This window comes from Ruminococcus sp. CAG:379 (genome assembly GCF_000434255.1).
In the GTDB taxonomy this organism is placed as follows: Bacteria; Bacillota; Clostridia; order Oscillospirales; family Ruminococcaceae; genus Ruminococcus_F; species Ruminococcus_F champanellensis.
Window position 1 is genome coordinate 1 of the sequence record NZ_FR894827.1, and the last position, 16,401, is coordinate 16,401.

Annotated in this window: 17 protein-coding genes; 12 read left to right on the forward strand and 5 right to left on the reverse strand. The window is 54.4% G+C overall.

What is annotated here, in order from left to right; genetic code table 11:
* Both QVO51_RS01845 and QVO51_RS01850 read right to left on the reverse strand, forming a co-directional pair.
* The coding region (locus QVO51_RS01845) for a hypothetical protein (RefSeq protein WP_288167743.1) at nucleotides 1-335 on the reverse strand (335 nt) is incomplete at its 3' end.
* A gap of 62 nt (nucleotides 336-397) precedes the next feature.
* Nucleotides 398-1,039 carry a histidine phosphatase family protein gene (locus QVO51_RS01850; RefSeq protein WP_022356997.1) on the reverse strand — a complete coding sequence of 214 codons (642 nt, stop codon included), beginning with the start codon at nucleotides 1,037-1,039 and terminating at the stop codon, nucleotides 398-400.
* A 294-nt stretch (nucleotides 1,040-1,333) separates the two neighbouring features.
* Here QVO51_RS01850 and QVO51_RS01855 point away from each other — a divergent pair, with 294 nt between their 5' ends.
* From QVO51_RS01855 to QVO51_RS01910, 12 genes are all read left to right on the forward strand, one after another.
* Nucleotides 1,334-2,053, forward strand: a complete 720-nt coding sequence (locus QVO51_RS01855) for a helix-turn-helix domain-containing protein (protein WP_015558471.1) — start codon at nucleotides 1,334-1,336, stop codon at nucleotides 2,051-2,053.
* Nucleotides 2,054-2,068: 15 nt separating this feature from the next.
* On the forward strand, nucleotides 2,069-3,049 hold the full coding sequence (locus tag QVO51_RS01860; RefSeq protein WP_022356998.1) for an FAD:protein FMN transferase: 981 nt from the start codon (nucleotides 2,069-2,071) through the stop codon (nucleotides 3,047-3,049).
* Nucleotides 3,046-3,426, forward strand: coding sequence for a NusG domain II-containing protein (locus tag QVO51_RS01865; RefSeq protein ID WP_022356999.1), 381 nt, complete (start codon nucleotides 3,046-3,048; stop codon nucleotides 3,424-3,426). Before QVO51_RS01860 ends, QVO51_RS01865 begins: the two co-directional genes overlap by 4 nt.
* A 4-nt stretch (nucleotides 3,427-3,430) precedes the next feature.
* Complete coding sequence (locus QVO51_RS01870) at nucleotides 3,431-3,955, forward strand: Gx transporter family protein (protein ID WP_022357000.1); 525 nt, start codon at nucleotides 3,431-3,433, stop codon at nucleotides 3,953-3,955.
* 35 nt (nucleotides 3,956-3,990) lie between these two features.
* Nucleotides 3,991-5,289 (forward strand): electron transport complex subunit RsxC, encoded by a 1,299-nt coding sequence (gene rsxC / locus QVO51_RS01875; RefSeq protein ID WP_022357001.1) that lies wholly within the window; start codon nucleotides 3,991-3,993, stop codon nucleotides 5,287-5,289.
* A gap of 18 nt (nucleotides 5,290-5,307) precedes the next feature.
* A complete protein-coding gene (locus tag QVO51_RS01880; RefSeq protein WP_022357002.1) occupies nucleotides 5,308-6,249 on the forward strand; it encodes an RnfABCDGE type electron transport complex subunit D in 942 nt (313 codons plus the stop codon).
* The gene (locus tag QVO51_RS01885) at nucleotides 6,242-6,766 is read left to right on the forward strand and encodes an FMN-binding protein (RefSeq protein WP_022357003.1); all 525 of its coding nucleotides are present in this window, start codon (nucleotides 6,242-6,244) and stop codon (nucleotides 6,764-6,766) included. Before QVO51_RS01880 ends, QVO51_RS01885 begins: the two co-directional genes overlap by 8 nt.
* Complete coding sequence (rsxE, locus tag QVO51_RS01890; protein WP_022357004.1) at nucleotides 6,759-7,436, forward strand: electron transport complex subunit RsxE; 678 nt, start codon at nucleotides 6,759-6,761, stop codon at nucleotides 7,434-7,436. The genes QVO51_RS01885 and rsxE overlap by 8 nt, the downstream gene beginning before the upstream one ends.
* 3 nt (nucleotides 7,437-7,439) lie before the next feature.
* Nucleotides 7,440-8,015 (forward strand): electron transport complex protein RnfA, encoded by a 576-nt coding sequence (locus tag QVO51_RS01895; protein ID WP_022357005.1) that lies wholly within the window; start codon nucleotides 7,440-7,442, stop codon nucleotides 8,013-8,015.
* A 38-nt stretch (nucleotides 8,016-8,053) separates the two neighbouring features.
* On the forward strand, nucleotides 8,054-8,854 hold the full coding sequence (locus tag QVO51_RS01900) for an RnfABCDGE type electron transport complex subunit B (RefSeq protein WP_022357006.1): 801 nt from the start codon (nucleotides 8,054-8,056) through the stop codon (nucleotides 8,852-8,854).
* 241 nt (nucleotides 8,855-9,095) lie between these two features.
* Nucleotides 9,096-10,931 (forward strand): DUF5620 domain-containing protein, encoded by a 1,836-nt coding sequence (locus QVO51_RS01905; RefSeq protein ID WP_022357007.1) that lies wholly within the window; start codon nucleotides 9,096-9,098, stop codon nucleotides 10,929-10,931.
* A gap of 231 nt (nucleotides 10,932-11,162) precedes the next feature.
* Nucleotides 11,163-12,959 (forward strand): glycoside hydrolase family 9 protein, encoded by a 1,797-nt coding sequence (locus QVO51_RS01910; RefSeq protein ID WP_022357008.1) that lies wholly within the window; start codon nucleotides 11,163-11,165, stop codon nucleotides 12,957-12,959.
* A 100-nt stretch (nucleotides 12,960-13,059) separates the two neighbouring features.
* Here the strand turns inward: QVO51_RS01910 and QVO51_RS01915 are convergent, their stop codons facing one another.
* The 3 genes from QVO51_RS01915 to QVO51_RS01925 form a co-directional block, all read right to left on the reverse strand.
* Nucleotides 13,060-14,367 carry a CdaR family protein gene (locus QVO51_RS01915; protein WP_022357009.1) on the reverse strand — a complete coding sequence of 436 codons (1,308 nt, stop codon included), beginning with the start codon at nucleotides 14,365-14,367 and terminating at the stop codon, nucleotides 13,060-13,062.
* The gene (cdaA, locus tag QVO51_RS01920; protein WP_041326682.1) at nucleotides 14,364-15,260 is read right to left on the reverse strand and encodes a diadenylate cyclase CdaA; all 897 of its coding nucleotides are present in this window, start codon (nucleotides 15,258-15,260) and stop codon (nucleotides 14,364-14,366) included. Before cdaA ends, QVO51_RS01915 begins: the two co-directional genes overlap by 4 nt.
* Nucleotides 15,261-15,409: 149 nt before the next feature.
* Nucleotides 15,410-16,401 (reverse strand): aminotransferase class V-fold PLP-dependent enzyme (locus QVO51_RS01925; protein WP_288167748.1); only part of this gene is annotated, 992 nt, incomplete at its 5' end.

Below are 16,401 nucleotides of genomic sequence, written 5' to 3' on the forward strand. Positions count from 1 at the left end.
TACAATCTTGCTGCCCGTATATGCAGTGCCGGACTGCGCAGCAATGTGCAGTAGTCCGAAAGGCTGTTCCCCTCCCCGGCGGCAGCCTGCATGAACCACCAGGCAGCTCCGCTGCAAAACGGAACGGAGCCCAGTGCGCCTACCAGACACCGCAGTCCTGTGATCCAGGGGACAAGACCCGGCATCCCCTGCACCAGGCAGAAATGCCTTCCCAGAAGCTCAAACAGCAGCAGGATGCCCCACCCCAGCAAGGGCAGGATCAGCACCACTGTACTCTCTCCCCGGCAGCCATGCAGAGCCTGTCCTGTCCGTTCCTCCAGTTCCCTCAGCTTCATGTGACCCTCCCGGCTGCCGGATTTGCCTTGCGGCAGCAGCTATGTATCCGAAGGCGGCATTCCTACTCGGTAAAGGGATCCTCCTCGTCCTTGGTGTAGGGAGTCAGCCCAAGGATCTCAAAGGCCTGGGACTGCTGCCACATCTTAGCAGTGACCATGATCTCAAAGCCCTCGCCAGGTGCACAGACGATCTCCCGGCGATCCATCTTGGGAAGCCCGAAGCAGGAAAGCATGTTGGTGATGATGCCCGCATGGGTCACCACCGCACTGTGGGTGATGCCCTCATTCATCATATCCATAATCACCTCATGCAGTGCCTTGTAAGTACGCACGCACAGCTCCTCCATGCTTTCTCCCTTGGGAGGCCGTGCCTTCAGTCCACCCTTGAGCCACTGCTTATAGTCCTCCCGGTCGATCAGGGTGGAAACATCCTTCCCCTCAAAGTCACCGAAATCCATTTCCTGCAGATCCGACACGGTCAGCAGCTCCCGGTATGGAAACAGGATCTCCGCCGTTTCCATACATCGGCGCAGGGGACTGGAATATACTCTCTGTACCTTGGGATATTCAAACTCATCCAGCTTGGCAGCAAGTTCGCTGCGTCCCTTTTCTGACAGAGGGTAATCCGTTCTGCCGATGTAAATGCCCCTTTCGTTGGCAATGGTCTGTCCGTGGCGGATCAGACTGATCCGATAGCCTTTCATTTGCATCTTCCTTCCTTTTTCGATCTCTTTATTGTGCTTATTGCACGAAAAATCGCGAGTTTTTTCGGCATGCTCAAAAAAGCGACAAAATATGCCCGCAACTTTGGTGCATTTTTTTATTCCTTGCGGTATTTACAAATTATACTAGATGTTATATAATAAAAAAGTACTGCATTTATATTGAGAACGGAGCGGCGATCTGCCGTGTCATGAACCAGCACGGAGCCGCTCCCCATTCCATTGTGAAAGGAGCGGACGGCGGATCTTTCAAGCGGATCTGCCCGTCAAGAACACATGAACTCTGATTTCTCACGCATTATCACACTCCAGCGAAAGGAACGCAAGATCAGTCAGAAACAGGCGGCTTCTGACCTGGGCATTTCCCAGGCTCTGCTGTCCCATTACGAAAAGGGAATCCGGGAATGCGGTCTTGGATTCCTGGTGAAAATTGCTGACTATTATAATGTATCCTGCGACTACCTGCTGGGGCGCACTCCGGAGCCAGAAGGCAAAATCATCACCATTGACGACATTCCGGACGATGACGGAAACAATGTAATGCCCAGCCCGGAGGTCATCACCTTCAACCGGCGCATCATCAACAATTCCATCAGTCTGCTGTTCTCCCTTGCCCAGAAGGCAAACAGCATTACCCTCATCAAGGAGGTATCCTCCTATCTGATGCTGTCCGTGTACAAGCTGTTCCGGATCGTGTATAACGCAAACCCCAAGAACGACCAGAAACTGTTCAAGATCCCCAAGGTCATTGCCAATGACAGCGCCAACGCCATTATTTCCATGAACGAGGCGGACATCAAGGCAGCCTCCTCCGGCATCCCCATCGGGGAGCACGACTGTGTGACTGACACGGAGACTCTGTATGTGACCACCGCTACCCTGTCCCAGGATTATTCCGAATACTCTGCCTCCCTGCTGAACCTGATTAAGATCAGCGAGGACAGCATCAGCAAAACCCGGAACGATCCGGAACCGGATGCATCGGCACCCAAATAGTATACCACGTTTTGTATGAAAATAAAAGAGAATTTTCGCTTTTTTCTGAAAAAGGCTCCGGCAGTCTGGCTTTGTGCCGCCGGGGTATGGCTCACCGGCTGCGGTAATCAGCCCATGTGGCAGGACACATTCTACACAATGGATACTGTAGTGACCCTCACCCTGCCGGAGTCGGATGCAAATGCTACCCGCAAAAGCCTGGAGGCGTTGAGCCAACAGCTGAACTGCTACGCCGACCAGGGCGCACTGGCTGCCCTCAATGCATCCGGCACCAGCCAGGATGCAGACCTCCGGGATGTGATCTCCCAGACCATCCTGCTGGAGGATCGATTCGGCACCGGGGTGCAGTTGTCCAGCGGCGCCCTGTCCCGGCTGTGGGGCATCACCTCGGAGCATCCCCGGGTACCAACGGATGCAGACCGGCTTGCCGCCCTGGAAACCCTGGGAGATGACCGGATCCGGCTGGATCGCAGCGGCATCACGCTGCCGGCGGACATGCAGCTAGATCTGGGTGCGGTTGCCAAGGGCTATGCTCTGGATCAGATCGCCCAACAGTGGCAGGATGCGGGGATCGCCTGGGGCATCCTTTCCCTGCGCTCCTCGGTACTGCTGTACGGCAGCAAGCCGGGAGGCGAAGATTTCACCGTACAGATCCAGGATCCCAACGGAACAGGCATCCTTGGCACAGTCACCACCCCTGCATGCTCCCTGTCCACCTCCGGCGGATACGAACGCTTTTTTGAGGCGGATGGCGTGCGCTACTGCCACATTCTTGACCTGACCACTGGCCGTCCCACCGAAGCGGATCTGACCAGCGTAACCGTATTCACCGACAATGGACTGAAATCCGATTTTCTATCCACGCTGCTCTTTCTGGAGGGCAGTGAGCATCTGGAACCCCATCTGCATGCAGCGGATTATCAAGTGCTGGCAGTGGACGCTGCCGGGAAGATCTATTGCAGCGATGGATTACAGTTCCAAAAGGCAGGTGCATGATGGAACAAAAGCTGCTGAACCAACGGGACGCCATCATTCTCTTATCCCTGGCGGCGGCGGGCATCCTGCTGTGGCTGCTGTTCCAGACCGGCAGCAGGGAGCATGTGACTGCCGGGATCACGGTGGACAACACCTGCATTGCCCGATATGACCTATCCTCCGCCCCCAAGGGCACCTTTACCCTGCCCCAGGCAGAAGGAGTCGTCTTTGAAATCAGTGACCAGGGCATCCGGATCACGGAAAATGACTGTCCCGGCAGGCAATGCGTCCACACCGGATGGATCTCCCGTCCCAACCAGACCATTGTGTGCCTGCCAAAAAAACTTATGATCCAGCTGACCAGTTCGGAGGATGCCCCCCCGGACGTTGTCATATAACGCTATGAAAAACACAAGATACCTGACCACCATGGGGCTGCTGCTGGCTCTGGCATGCGGCATTTCCTTTCTGGAGACCCTGCTGCCTCTGCCCCTGCCCCTTGGGGTAAAACCCGGATTGTCCAGCATCGTTGTAATGTATGTGCTCCTGTTTCTGGATGCACCCTCTGCATGGCTTCTGACTGTACTCAAATCCGGTTTTGTCTTTCTCAACCGGGGCGTGACCGCCGGGATCATGTCCCTGTCCGGGGGCATCGTGTCCCTTTGCGTTATGCTCCTGCTGCTGCGGTTGCTGCACTGCTCCACCCTGCTAATGAGCATATCCGGCGCAATCAGTCACAACCTAGGGCAGCTGCTGGCAGCCATGCTACTGCTGCAGACCCCTGCGCCGGGGTTTCAGCTGCCGGTGCTGCTGCTTGCCGGCTGGATCGCCGGCACCGGCACGGGACTTTGCTTTCAGGCAATGCTCCCGGCGTTCCGACGCATTGCAAGGCTTCAACGGAAGGGCTTCGGCTCCTCCGGAAAATAATACGGGCGGCATGCTGCCCGGAACTGGAGGTTACCATGAAAAGACTCAACGGCGTTCATCTTGCGCATAACAAGGGAACCGAGCACATTGCCTGTGTACAGCTGCCGCTGCCGGCAAAGGTGCGGATCCCCATGCTGATGAACATGGGTGCCCCCTGTACTCCTCTCGTCAAAGTGGGGGATCTTGTACAGGTGGGGCAAAAGATCGGGGATACAGAAGCTCCCTTCTCTGTCCCGGTGCATGCCAGTGTATCCGGCACCGTCACAGCCATTACAGAGATTCTGTCCGCCAACGGCAGTACCTGCAAGGCAGTAGAGATCGAACCGGACGGCAAACAGACCGTTTCCCCGGAGGTGAAGCCTTCCCCGGAGGTGAAGCCACCTGTATTCTCCGACCGGGCCGGCTTTGTGAAAGCGATCCGGGAAAGCGGCGCAGTGGGGCTGGGCGGCGCAGGCTTCCCCACCCACATCAAGCTGAATCCGAAAACACCCATTGACACCCTGGTCATCAACGGAGCGGAATGTGAACCCTACATCACCTCTGACTACCGGCAGATGGTGGAGGGGCCGGAGGAGATCATCAACGGCATCAAGCTCATCATGGAGCAGCTGCAGATCCCCAAAGCCAAAATTGGCATCGAAAACAACAAGCCCCAGGCAGTAAAGGTTCTGGTGGAGCTTGCGGACAAGTATCCGGAGATTGAGATTGCTCCCCTGCCCACCACATATCCCCAGGGAGCAGAAAAGGTTATGATCTACAACACCACCGGCAGGATCGTCAAAGAGGGGCAGCTGCCCTCTGATACAGGAGTCATCGTGCTGAACGTGTCCACCGTTGCCTTCCTGTGGCGGTATGCCCAGACCGGCATGCCCTTGGTGGAACGGCGGCTCACCGTGGACGGAGATACGGTGAAAAAGCCCTGCAATCTGATCGTGCCCATCGGTACATCGGTTGCTGACGTGCTTGCCTACGCCCAATGCGATATGGATAAGGTACGGATGCTCATCGGCGGCGGCCCCATGATGGGCATGTGCCTGTATACAGCGGATACCCCCATCGGCAAGCCCAACAACGCCATTCTGGCGCTGGAGCATTACCAGGAGAATCCGGAAACCGCATGTATCCGCTGCGGCAGATGCATGCACGCTTGTCCCATGCGGCTGATGCCCACCGAGCTGGAAAAGGCATACCGCACCCGGGATGTGGCAGCCCTGCAAAAGCTGAAGCTGTCCCTGTGCATGAACTGCGGCAGCTGCACCTACGTCTGTCCCGCCGGTCGGCATCTTGCAGAAACCAACCAGCTGGCAAAGGCGCTGCTGCCCCGAAAAAAATAACAGGAAAGGACTGATACCGTGAATACACTGCTTGTTGCTCCCTCGCCCCATCAGAAGCACCCCATCACCACACAGCGCATCATGCTCTGCGTACTGGTGTCCCTGCTGCCCGCCGTCATCGCCGGAGGCTATTATTTCGGACTGCGTGCCATTTACCTGGTTCTGCTCTGCACCATCGGCTCCGTTGCCATGGAAGGCTGGTGCCGGATCCTCATGAAGCGCAGTCAGACCATCTCCGACCTGAGTGCAGCCGTGACTGGCATGCTGCTGGCGCTGAATCTGCCGGTAACCATTCCCGCCTGGCAGGCACTCATCGGCTGCTTTGTTGCCATCGTCATTGTCAAGCAGCTGTTCGGCGGTCTGGGACAGAATTTTGCCAATCCCGCCATTGTGGCACGGATCGTGCTGATGCTGTCCTTCACCTCCAATATGACCACCTGGGTGATCCCCCGGTACTGGAAGTCCGATTCTGACGTAATCACCGGTGCCACACCCTTGGTGACCGGCACTGCCTCCTACCGGGATCTGCTGCTGGGCAATACCGGCGGCTGCATCGGGGAAACCTGTGCCATTGCGCTGATCATTGGCGGCGTGTATCTGATGATCCGCCGGATCATCTCCCCCTCCACGCCCCTTGCCTTCATCGGTACGGTTGCCCTGCTGAATCTGATTGCCGGAAATGACGTGATATACCAGCTTCTCTCCGGCGGTCTGCTGCTGGGTGCCTTCTTTATGGCAACGGATTATGTGACCACCCCCATCACCTGGAAGGGTAAGCTGGTATTCGGCATCGGCTGCGGGGTTATGACCTTCCTGATCCGCCAGTTCGGCGGCTATCCAGAGGGCGTGTCCTTCTCCATCCTGCTGATGAATATTCTGACCCCTTACATAGACCGCTTCACCATGACCCATCCCTTGGGTGCGGTCAAGCCGGCAAAGGAGGGAAAGAGCCATGCGTGAAAAAATCATGCCGCCTCTGGTGCTGACCCTGATCTGCGTCATCATCAGCGGTCTGCTGGTGCTTGCCAATGCTGCCACCAAGGATAAGATCGCCCAGGCACAGCAGGACAAGCTGAACACCAGCCTGGAAGCCCTGTTCGGGGAGGGACAGTATACCCCTCTGGAGGATCTGCACTACGATGGAGTCACCCAGGTGATCCGCAGCGCCAAAAACGAGGTCATTTTCGAGATTACTGTGGACGGCTACTCCACCGACGGATTGCAGCTGCTCATCGGCATTGATCCGGAGGGCAAGCTGGCTGGCATCAGTTTTGTCAGCATCGGGGAAACCCCGGGTCTTGGCACCAAGGTGCAGGACGACAGCTTCCTGCGTCAGTTTATGGGCATCAGCTCCTCTGACTTTACCATGACGCCTGTCACCGGTGCCACCTACTCCTCCAATGGTATGAAGCACGCTGTGACCATTGCCATGGATACCTATACTGCAAACAAGGAGGCGATCCTCAATCATGGGTAATCTGAAGGAATTTACAAAGGGTCTGCTCAAGGAGAACCCCACCCTGGTGGGACTGCTGGGCATGTGCCCCACCCTAGCGGTCACCACCCAGGCGGTCAACGGTCTGGGCATGGGACTTGCCACCACCTTTGTACTGGTGGGATCCAATCTGGTAATCTCCCTGCTGCGGAACGTGATCCCCAAATCCGTCAAGCTCCCCTGCTATATCGTCATCATTGCCGGATTCGTGACCCTCATCGATTTTCTGATGCACGGCTTCGTGCCGGATCTTCACAGCGCCCTGGGCACCTTCCTGTCCCTGATCACCGTCAACTGCATCATCCTGGGCAGAGCGGAAATGTTCGCCTGCAAAAACAAGGTACTGCCCTCCGTTCTGGATGGTTTGGGCATGGGACTGGGCTTCACCTGTTCCCTGTTCACCATGGGTTCCATCCGGGAGATCCTGGGTACCGGCTCCTGGCTGGGATTCCAGATCCCCGTGGACGTTCAGCCCATGAGCATTTTCATTATGCCTGCCGGCGGATTCTTTGTACTGGGCTGTGTGATCGCTGTGGTCAGCAAGCTCACGAAGAAAAAGCCGCCGCAGAAGATCGGCTGTGCCGGCTGCCCCNNNGATCGGCTGTGCCGGCTGCCCCAATGCGGCAAGCTGCAGTGCGAAGGGAGGGTGTGAAGAATGAGTCTGCTTTCCATTATGTTCGCTGCGGTATTCACCGACAACTTCGTGCTTTCCAAATTCATGGGCATCTGTCCCTTCCTGGGGGTTTCCAAAAAGCTCTCCTCCAGTCTTGGCATGGGAGCAGCGGTCATCTTCGTTATGGCATGTGCCAACGCCTGCACCTTTGCAGTATATCACCTGCTGCTGGAGCCATTCAACCTGACCTATCTGAAAACCATTGCATTTATTCTTATCATCGCCCTGTTTGTACAGCTGGTAGAGATCGTGCTGAAAAAAATGATGCCCCCGCTGTACCGGGCGCTGGGGGTATCCCTGCCTCTGATCACTACCAACTGCGCCGTGCTGGGCGTCACTCTGCTGAACATTGACAACGGGTACAGCTTCCTGGAATCCACCGTCAACGCCGTATTTGTAGGCGCAGGCTTTACCCTGGCACTGATCCTGTTTTCCGGCGTCCGCAGCAAGCTGGAGCATGCGGATATTCCGGAAACCTTCAAGGGCATCCCCAGCACGCTGATCGCTGCGTCCATCGTATCTCTCAGCTTCATGGCGTTTTCCGGCATGCTCAAATAATCAGAAAGGAGAATGACCGACAGGTCATGTGAGTCATTATGTCTTTTGAAACATATGTCCTTCCCATCCTGATCTTTGCGGTGCTTGGGCTGCTGGCAGGGGTGCTGCTTACGGTTGCAAGCAAGGTGTTCGAGGTCAAGGTGGACGAACGGATCGAAAAGATCTCAGAGGTTCTGCCCCAGGCAAACTGTGGTGCATGCGGCTTTGCGGGCTGTGGGGATTATGCCACCGCCATCGTGGAACAGGGTGCTGCCACCAACCTGTGCAAACCCGGAGGCATGGCAACCGCCGCACAGGTCAGCGGCATCATGGGCACCGAGGCAGAGGAAATGGTGCCGGAGGTGGCAGTGCTCCACTGTAACGGCAATTGCAATGCCACCCAGAAAAAGTTCGACTTCAACGGCATCCCCAGTTGCCAGGCTGCCAAGCGGTTCTATAGCGGAACCGGCGCATGCAGCTTTGGCTGTCTGGGCTATGGGGACTGCGTGCATGTATGCGACAACGACGCCATCTCCATCAAAGAAGGCATCGCCCATATTGAAGCTGCCCGGTGCGGTGCCTGCGGCAAGTGCGTCAAGGTCTGTCCCCAGCACCTGATCTCCATACGACCAGTAACCAAACACATCGATGTGCGCTGCTCCTCCGGCGAAAACGGAAAGCTCACCAAGCTGCACTGCAAGAACGGCTGCATCGGCTGCAAGATCTGCGAGAAGAAATGCATCAGCGGTGCCATCACCGTCACAGACTTTCACGCCAGCATTGACTATGCAAAATGCACCGGCTGCGGTGTCTGCTATGAAGCATGCCCGGTGGGTGCCATCACCAACTGCGAAAAATAAAAGTCTCCTTACAGCCGGATCTTCGGATCCGGCTGTTTTTATTTTATGCGTTGTTGATTTCCAGTTACATTGTACATGTTGTATATTTTTAATGCGATTTTTTAAATTATTCTTGAGATTATCACAGATTTTCATAATTTATTCATATTTGTGTGCTATAATGATAATGCTTGAAGCTCTGATGAGCTCTGCAATACATGGATCCACAGGGAATCCAGATAAAAGAAAGGGAGCGTTTATCATGAACCACAGTCTACACAACAAAATCCGGGCAGTTGCCATCAGTGCAGCCATGCTGACCGGCACATTAGCAACCCCCACCATGCTAGCATTCAGCAATGTATATGCCGCTGACAAAACCATTTCCGTCAACAAAAGCTACACCTGTAAGGAGGGTGACAACACCTACACCGTAAACACAGCCTCTCTGTGCGGCTCCGGTGAAACACTCACCTCCATTACCTGTGTGTTTGAAGCACCGATTTCCTCCGGTTCCTTCTCCGGCGGTCTGGGCATCGGCGTTACCAAGGATTATTCTCCGGAGTACTGGTACCAAGGCGAATCCTTCAAGCAATCCTTCACCTCCTCCACCTTTACCGTAGTGTATGAGATCCCGAAGGAGGTTCAGCCCTACGTCAATACCACTGCAACCACCAATATCGGCATGTACTACTGTGGTAATTCCGCCACCACCGGTTCCGTAAAGCTGATCTCCGTAACCGGCAACACCAGCGGCAGTTCTACAACGGATCCTACCAAGCCGGAATCCACCGCAAGAAAAAGCGGTACCTGTTCCTTTGTGGACAACAAGGACGGCACGGCTACCATCTCATCCACGCTGACCGCTTCTGTGGAAGATCTGGATATCACCCTGACCCAGGGCTATGATGAAGACTACTATCTGGATGCTGAAACCGGTGAATCTACATACAAGGAAGGCGACCCCCTCAACAGCCATAAGATCACATACAAAGACTTTGGCATCAGTGACCTTTCCGATTTGACCCTGGAATCCTTCACCTTTATTCTGGAGTCTGATTCAGATATGGGTACTGTTATGTACGGCGGCGGCATGAATGTAGCAGCCCAGTCTCCGGCAGATACAGAGTACATCAATGGCAAGGAAGGCTTCTGGTACAACGACCACGGCCCGGAGGATGAAACCGACTATGGCTTTGAAATTGGCAGAGGCACTACCCTGGACAGTGTTGGAAAGTACCAGGAAGTAACCTGGGAGATGCCCGAAACCGTCCGGGAAAACGCCACCACAGCCGGAAATGATGCCGTTTCCATCCAGTACTGGTATGGCGACAACGAAAGCATCAAGCTGACCGGCGCCACCTGCACCTACACCCAGACTGTAACCGTTCCCTATACCGGCACTGCAACCGCAAAGCCGAATGTCAAGTTGACCGCCGGGGACGATACCACCAATGCAGCACATATTGACCTGGCAGATCTAGATCTGACCAACAATGATACCATCCAGGCAATCAAGTTCACCGTTTCCGCCGGCACGGATATCGGCAAATTTGTAGGCGCTTTCGGCATTTCCGTAGATGAAACGCTGGACGAAACCATGTGGTACCAGGGCAACAACTTCGTCATTCAGGATGCAGGCAAGAACATCGAGATCATGTGGATTCTCACGCCTACCGTCAAGAACAATGTAAACGTAGAGTACGGCAATACCATGCTGGGCTTCTGGTATGGAAACGATGCGGACACCATTACTCTGGATTCTGTAGATGTTTACTACTACAGCGAGCCGGAGGTAACCACAACTACCACTACAACCGCCACAACGACTACCACGACTACCACAACCACCACCGAACCGGCACCGATTGCCTCCTTGTACGGCGATGTGGACTGCAACGGCAAGGTTGAGATCAACGATGTGGTTCTTCTGTCCCGTTATGTTGCACAGGATGCTACTGCGAAAGCACCTTCCGCCGATGGCTTGCTAAATGCAGACTGTTACTATGACGGTACCATCGATTCCGGTGACATCACCGCTATCGCACGTTACCTGGCTCATCTGATCGACGCTTCTGAGCTTGGTCCGCAGGCATAACATCATCTCACGAATCACTGTTGAAAGAGCGATGCTTCTGCATCGCTCTTTGTTTGCTTTGAACAAATTCTTTTTAGTTTATTTGTACACTCTATCTATATTCACCGTATAATTCATAGAAAGTTCAAATTGTATATGTTGTTCGTTCATTTATGAACGAATAGCATCATGTATAATAGATTTGTATATTACAGCTTTTCATGTTGTATAATCAGAAGGGAATGATTGAATATGCACGCAAAATCCAAGCTGCATCGCAAATTAAAAACAACTGCATTGAGTGCAGCCATGGCCGTATCCGCCATTGCCGCTCCTCTCGCCTCAATGCCCGCTATGACCGCATCCGCCGGTGATACCGACAACTACGCAAAGCTCCTGCAATACTCCATGTATTTCTATGATGCCAATATGTGCGGTTCCCAGGTAGCCGAGAAATCCGGTATGACCTGGCGTGGCAACTGCCATACCAGCGACAGCGTAGACGGTGGTTTCCACGACGCAGGTGACCACGCCATCTTCGGATTGCCCCAGGGCTACACCGCTTCCACTCTTGGCTGGGGGTACTACGAGTTCAAGGACTCCTATGACAGTCTGGGACTGACGGAGCACTACAGAACCATCGCAGATTACTTTGCAGCCTTCTTCAAGAACAGCACAAAGCTCAGTGGTGATTCCGTATCCAGCTTCTGCTATCAGCTGGGAGACGGCAATGTGGATCACAGCTACTGGAACACACCGGAGGCACAGGAACAGCAGCAGGGCGTTCAGAAGGAATACTGGACCAGTTCTACCGCAAGTGACATTGCAGCGGAATATGCTGCGGCATTGGCAATCAACTACATCAACTTTGGCAATGAGGAGGATCTGAAGTACGCAAAGGCTCTGCTGAACTATGCAACCCGGGTAAACTCCGTTGCAACAGACGGCCCCAACGGCTTCTATGGCTCTGACGACTATAAGGATGATGTGGCATGGGCAGCAGGCTGGCTGTACCTGGCTACCAAGGACAGCACCTATCAGAACATCATGAACCAGAATATTCCTCAATATATTGGCTGGGTACACTGCTGGAACAATGTGTCCCTGGGCGCACACATCGTCAAGGCCCACATTACCGGCGACTGGTCCATGGTAAACTCCTACATTGACGGCAAGGTTAATTCTTCTTCCAACTCTTACTTCTTCCAGAACGCCTGGGGATCCTGCCGTTACAATACCGCACTGCAGCAGTGTGCTCTGGCTGCAACCAAAAACTCCAGTGCAGACTACTCCGCATGGTGCAAGTATCAGATGACCTATATTCTGGGGCAGAATCCGGCAAACAAGTGCTTTGTGGTTGGCTTTACGGACAATTCCGCCAAGTATCCTCACCATAGAGCCGCTTCCGGACTTACTAGCTGGGATGAGTTCAACAACAGCGGCGGTGTGTGCCCCAACGGTCACGTGCTGATAGGCGCTCTTGTAGGCGGTCCCACGGATCAGGGCGGTTCTTATGTGGACTCCGTCAAGGATTATCAGGCAAATGAGGTTGCCTGCGACTACAATGCAGCACTCAGCGGCGCAGCAGCAGGTCTGTATTCTATTTACAAGACCGGCTCCACCGTTACTTCCATCGAAGGCGTAAAGCCCTTCACTTTGACTCCCGGCGGCGAGACTACTACAACGACAACAACTACCACAACAACCACAACGACCACTACAACGACAACAACGACAACAACGACTACCACCGAAACAACGACTGAGACGCCTATGACTACGACCACCACAACAATGAAAGCACCCGGCCCGATCGAGGTTACCAAGTACGGGGATGTGGACTGCAACGGCGTGATCGAGATCAACGACATCGTGCTGCTTTCCCGGTATGTAGCACAGGACACCTCCATCCCGAATCCTCCCACCGAGCAGGGTCTTGCCAATGCAGACTGCGTTCGGGACAACAGCATTGACTCCGGTGATATCACCGCAATTTCCCGTTACCTGGCGCACCTGATTGAAGAATCCGATCTGGGACAAACCCCATAACAGCAAGGGCATCACTTTGGTGATGCCCTTCTTTTTTCATGCAGCGATGGGATACAAAAAAAGAGGATACCGTTTGGTATCCTCTTTTGCTTCACTATGCTTATTCTGCATTATTGCGTTCTGCATCGATCCAGACTGTGTAGGATCCGGATGCCCAAACCTTGCTGTAATCCGGCACAGTCACCGTTACTTCATGCTCAAAGGACGCATCCTTCACGGTATAGCCGGTCAGATCCGCCGTCACCAGCAGGTCCTTTTCCGTCAGATCCTTGATATCCTCCTCCGGGCCGATCACTGTGACATTCAGACTCCTGGTCACTACGCTGTACTTGTAGGAGGAGGGCGCATTCACCACCGGAATATCTGTTACCCGGATGGTCTTACTTGCAAGCCCTTCTGTATCCAGCGCAACCTGCACTGTGGTGATGCCGGACAAGTTATTGAACTGTCCGCGGGTATCAATTTCAAAGGTTTTCTGATAATGGAGATCAACGGTGCTTAAAACAATGGAACCCAGGTTCCAGCTGGTCAGATCCTTAATGTTGCTGTTCTGCGCTGCCAATGTGATCTCATCCATGCTGAATTTCAGCCGATTCCGCAGGAACTCCGTATCAAAACCGGTAGGCACATAGGTCAGACTCACATCCAAGGGCAGCGTCACCTTGGTGAACACCGGCACCTTTACATTAAAACCGTTGCCAATGGCAAGCTGCAATGCGCTCTGGTCGATCTCCGCACCGTCTTTGTCGTAAAGCATCACATTTGTACAGTTGGTAAAGGTGTAGGTACTGCTCAGTTCCATGGTATCCGGCACATTGACCACCGCATGGTCAATCAATTCCAGCGTGGTTGCCGGCCCGGTAATGCTCAGCTTTTCCGGTGTGCACTCTATTCCCTGGGTATCCAGCGTCAGATTTTCCGCCGCCGTCACATTTGGCAGACTCGCCTGCACTGGGATATCGTGCACAGTCTGGATCCGGTCAAAGGTTACGTCAATGGTTTTGGGACTCTGGGAATCCACCGTAAACGCCACACCTTCCGGATTGGTCACCAGAATGGACAAGGTGTACTCTCCGGCCTCCGTGATGCTCTGCGGAATCACCGCCTCAGCCACCAGGTTTTCCGCCGTAAAGCTGCCGATCTGGGATCGGCTCCCGGTAATGGTCACATCCACCTTCACCTGATCCAGATCCTCGGTAATGATGCTCAGTCCATTTTCCTCCGCCGCCGTATCTGCCAGAGAAATGGTCAAGGGAATGTCCCGGATAGTCTTGGGGGTGGTGGGATAAATGGTCACAGAAATCAGAAACCAGGCGAAAATCGCAATGACCGCTGAATACACCAATGACCGGAATTCATTCCGGATCAGCCAGCTGATCTTCCTTTTCAGAGAACGAAATACATTCATTTCCCATCGCCTCCTTTTGCGAGCTTCTCCCTGCGGAAGGGATTCTTCCGGGGCTTGCGGCTCCAGCTATCAGAGGGATTGGGCAAAATCTGCTCCATCAAATGCTGCTTCAGCTTGTCCTTGGTATAATCCCGCACCAGCACACCATTCTCCGCAACGGAGATCTGACCAGTTTCCTCGGAAACCACCACGACAATGGCATCGGAGACCTCGCTCATACCAATGGCAGCCCGGTGCCGGGAGCCGAGCTTTTTGTTGATCAGCTCCTCCTTGGAGGGCTTGGGCAGGAAGCATGCCGCCGCCAGGATCTCTCCGTCCCGCATAATAACTGCGCCATCGTGCAGGGGGGTCTTTGGGTAGAAGATGTTTCCGAACAACTCCTTGCTGGGAGCCGCATGCATAACGGTACCCGTATCAATCTGCTCACCCAGCTTGGTCTGGCGCTCGATGACGATCAAGGCACCGGTGCAGGTGGAGGAAAGCTCCGCACAGGAGTCACAAATGGCGTTGATGGCGTGGCTCCATTTGGAAGTTACCTCATCCACGGTTTCACCCAGACCGAACAACCGGACACCCAGTTGGGTTCTGCCCACCTTCTCCAGTGCCCGCCGCAGCTCCGGCTGGAACATGACGATCAGTGCCACCAAGCCGATATCCAGCATCCTGTCGATGATATAGGTGATTGCCTTCAGCCCTATGTTCTTGCTGATCAGGTATGCAATGATAAACAGGATAATCCCCTTGATCAGCTGACCGGCTCTGGTTTCCCGCATCAGTTTGATAAACAGATAAACCAGATAGGTCAGCAGAACCATATCCACAATATCAATTGGAGTGATGGACAAAAGCACGTTCCATGCAGAATTCAACGCATCCTTTATAGAATCGTACATGCTTGCAAACATCCAGTCTCACTCCCTTCGATTATGTAGGAGGGTCGCCCCTCCTTTGCGCGCGTATGAACGTATATCCCACAAGATCTGTACGGTATTACCTATTTTATATTATAGCACAACGGCCCTCGCATTTCAAGAACTGTATTTCAGTTTCCTGCGATTTTTTTCAGTTGTTCTACCAATCCATCCACTTCGGATTCCCGATTGAACACGGAGGGCGCAAACCGCACCGTACCATCCCGGGTGCCCAGACTGGTATGGGCAAGGGCAGCACAGTGGTACCCGGCACGAAGACAATAGCCCTGCATGCTCAGCAACTCTGCCACCTGCTCCGGCTGTCGCTGTGCAAGATTGAAGGACAGCAGAGGCACATAGGATGCTGCCGGATCCCGATAGATCACCGCACCGGGAATCCTCTCAAGTCCCGCCTGAAGCCGTCGGCACAGTCCGCTTTCATAAGCATGAATCCGTTCCAGACCCAGCCGCTGCAAAAAGCGGATGCCTGCCCGCATGGACGCTGCCCCGATGGTATTGACCGTACCGCTTTCCAACGCATCCGGCAGAAAATCCGGTTGGGACAGATCCAGAGAGGTGCTGCCGGTGCCCCCCTGCATCAGAGGACGGATCTTGACACTCCCGTCGGTCATCAGCAGCCCCGTGCCAGGCGCTCCGTACAAGCCCTTATGCCCGGCGGTACAGAGAATATGGAATCCATCCTCCAGCGTAACCGGCAGAATGCCGCAGACCTGGGCGCCGTCTCCGATGCAGCAGATCCCCCGCTCCCGGCACAGCTTTGCCAGGGCACGCCAGGGCAGCACCTGTCCGGTCACGTTACTGGCAAGAGTGAATACCATAGCCTGGGTGCGTGGCGTAATAAGGCTCCGGAAGGATTCCACCGTCCGGGCATCCTCCGGATACACATGTGCAACGCTGTAGGTGATCTTCCCTGCCCGGGCAAGCGCCTCCACCGGTCTTGCCACAGAATTATGCTCCAGATCGCTGATGATAAAATGACCGCCCCGCCGGGCAACGCCCTGAATCGCAAGGTTCAGCGCATGGGTGCAGTTGCTGGTGAAGATCACATTTTCCGGCTGAGCGCCGAAGAAATTTCCCACTGTTTCCCGGGCGGCATATACCG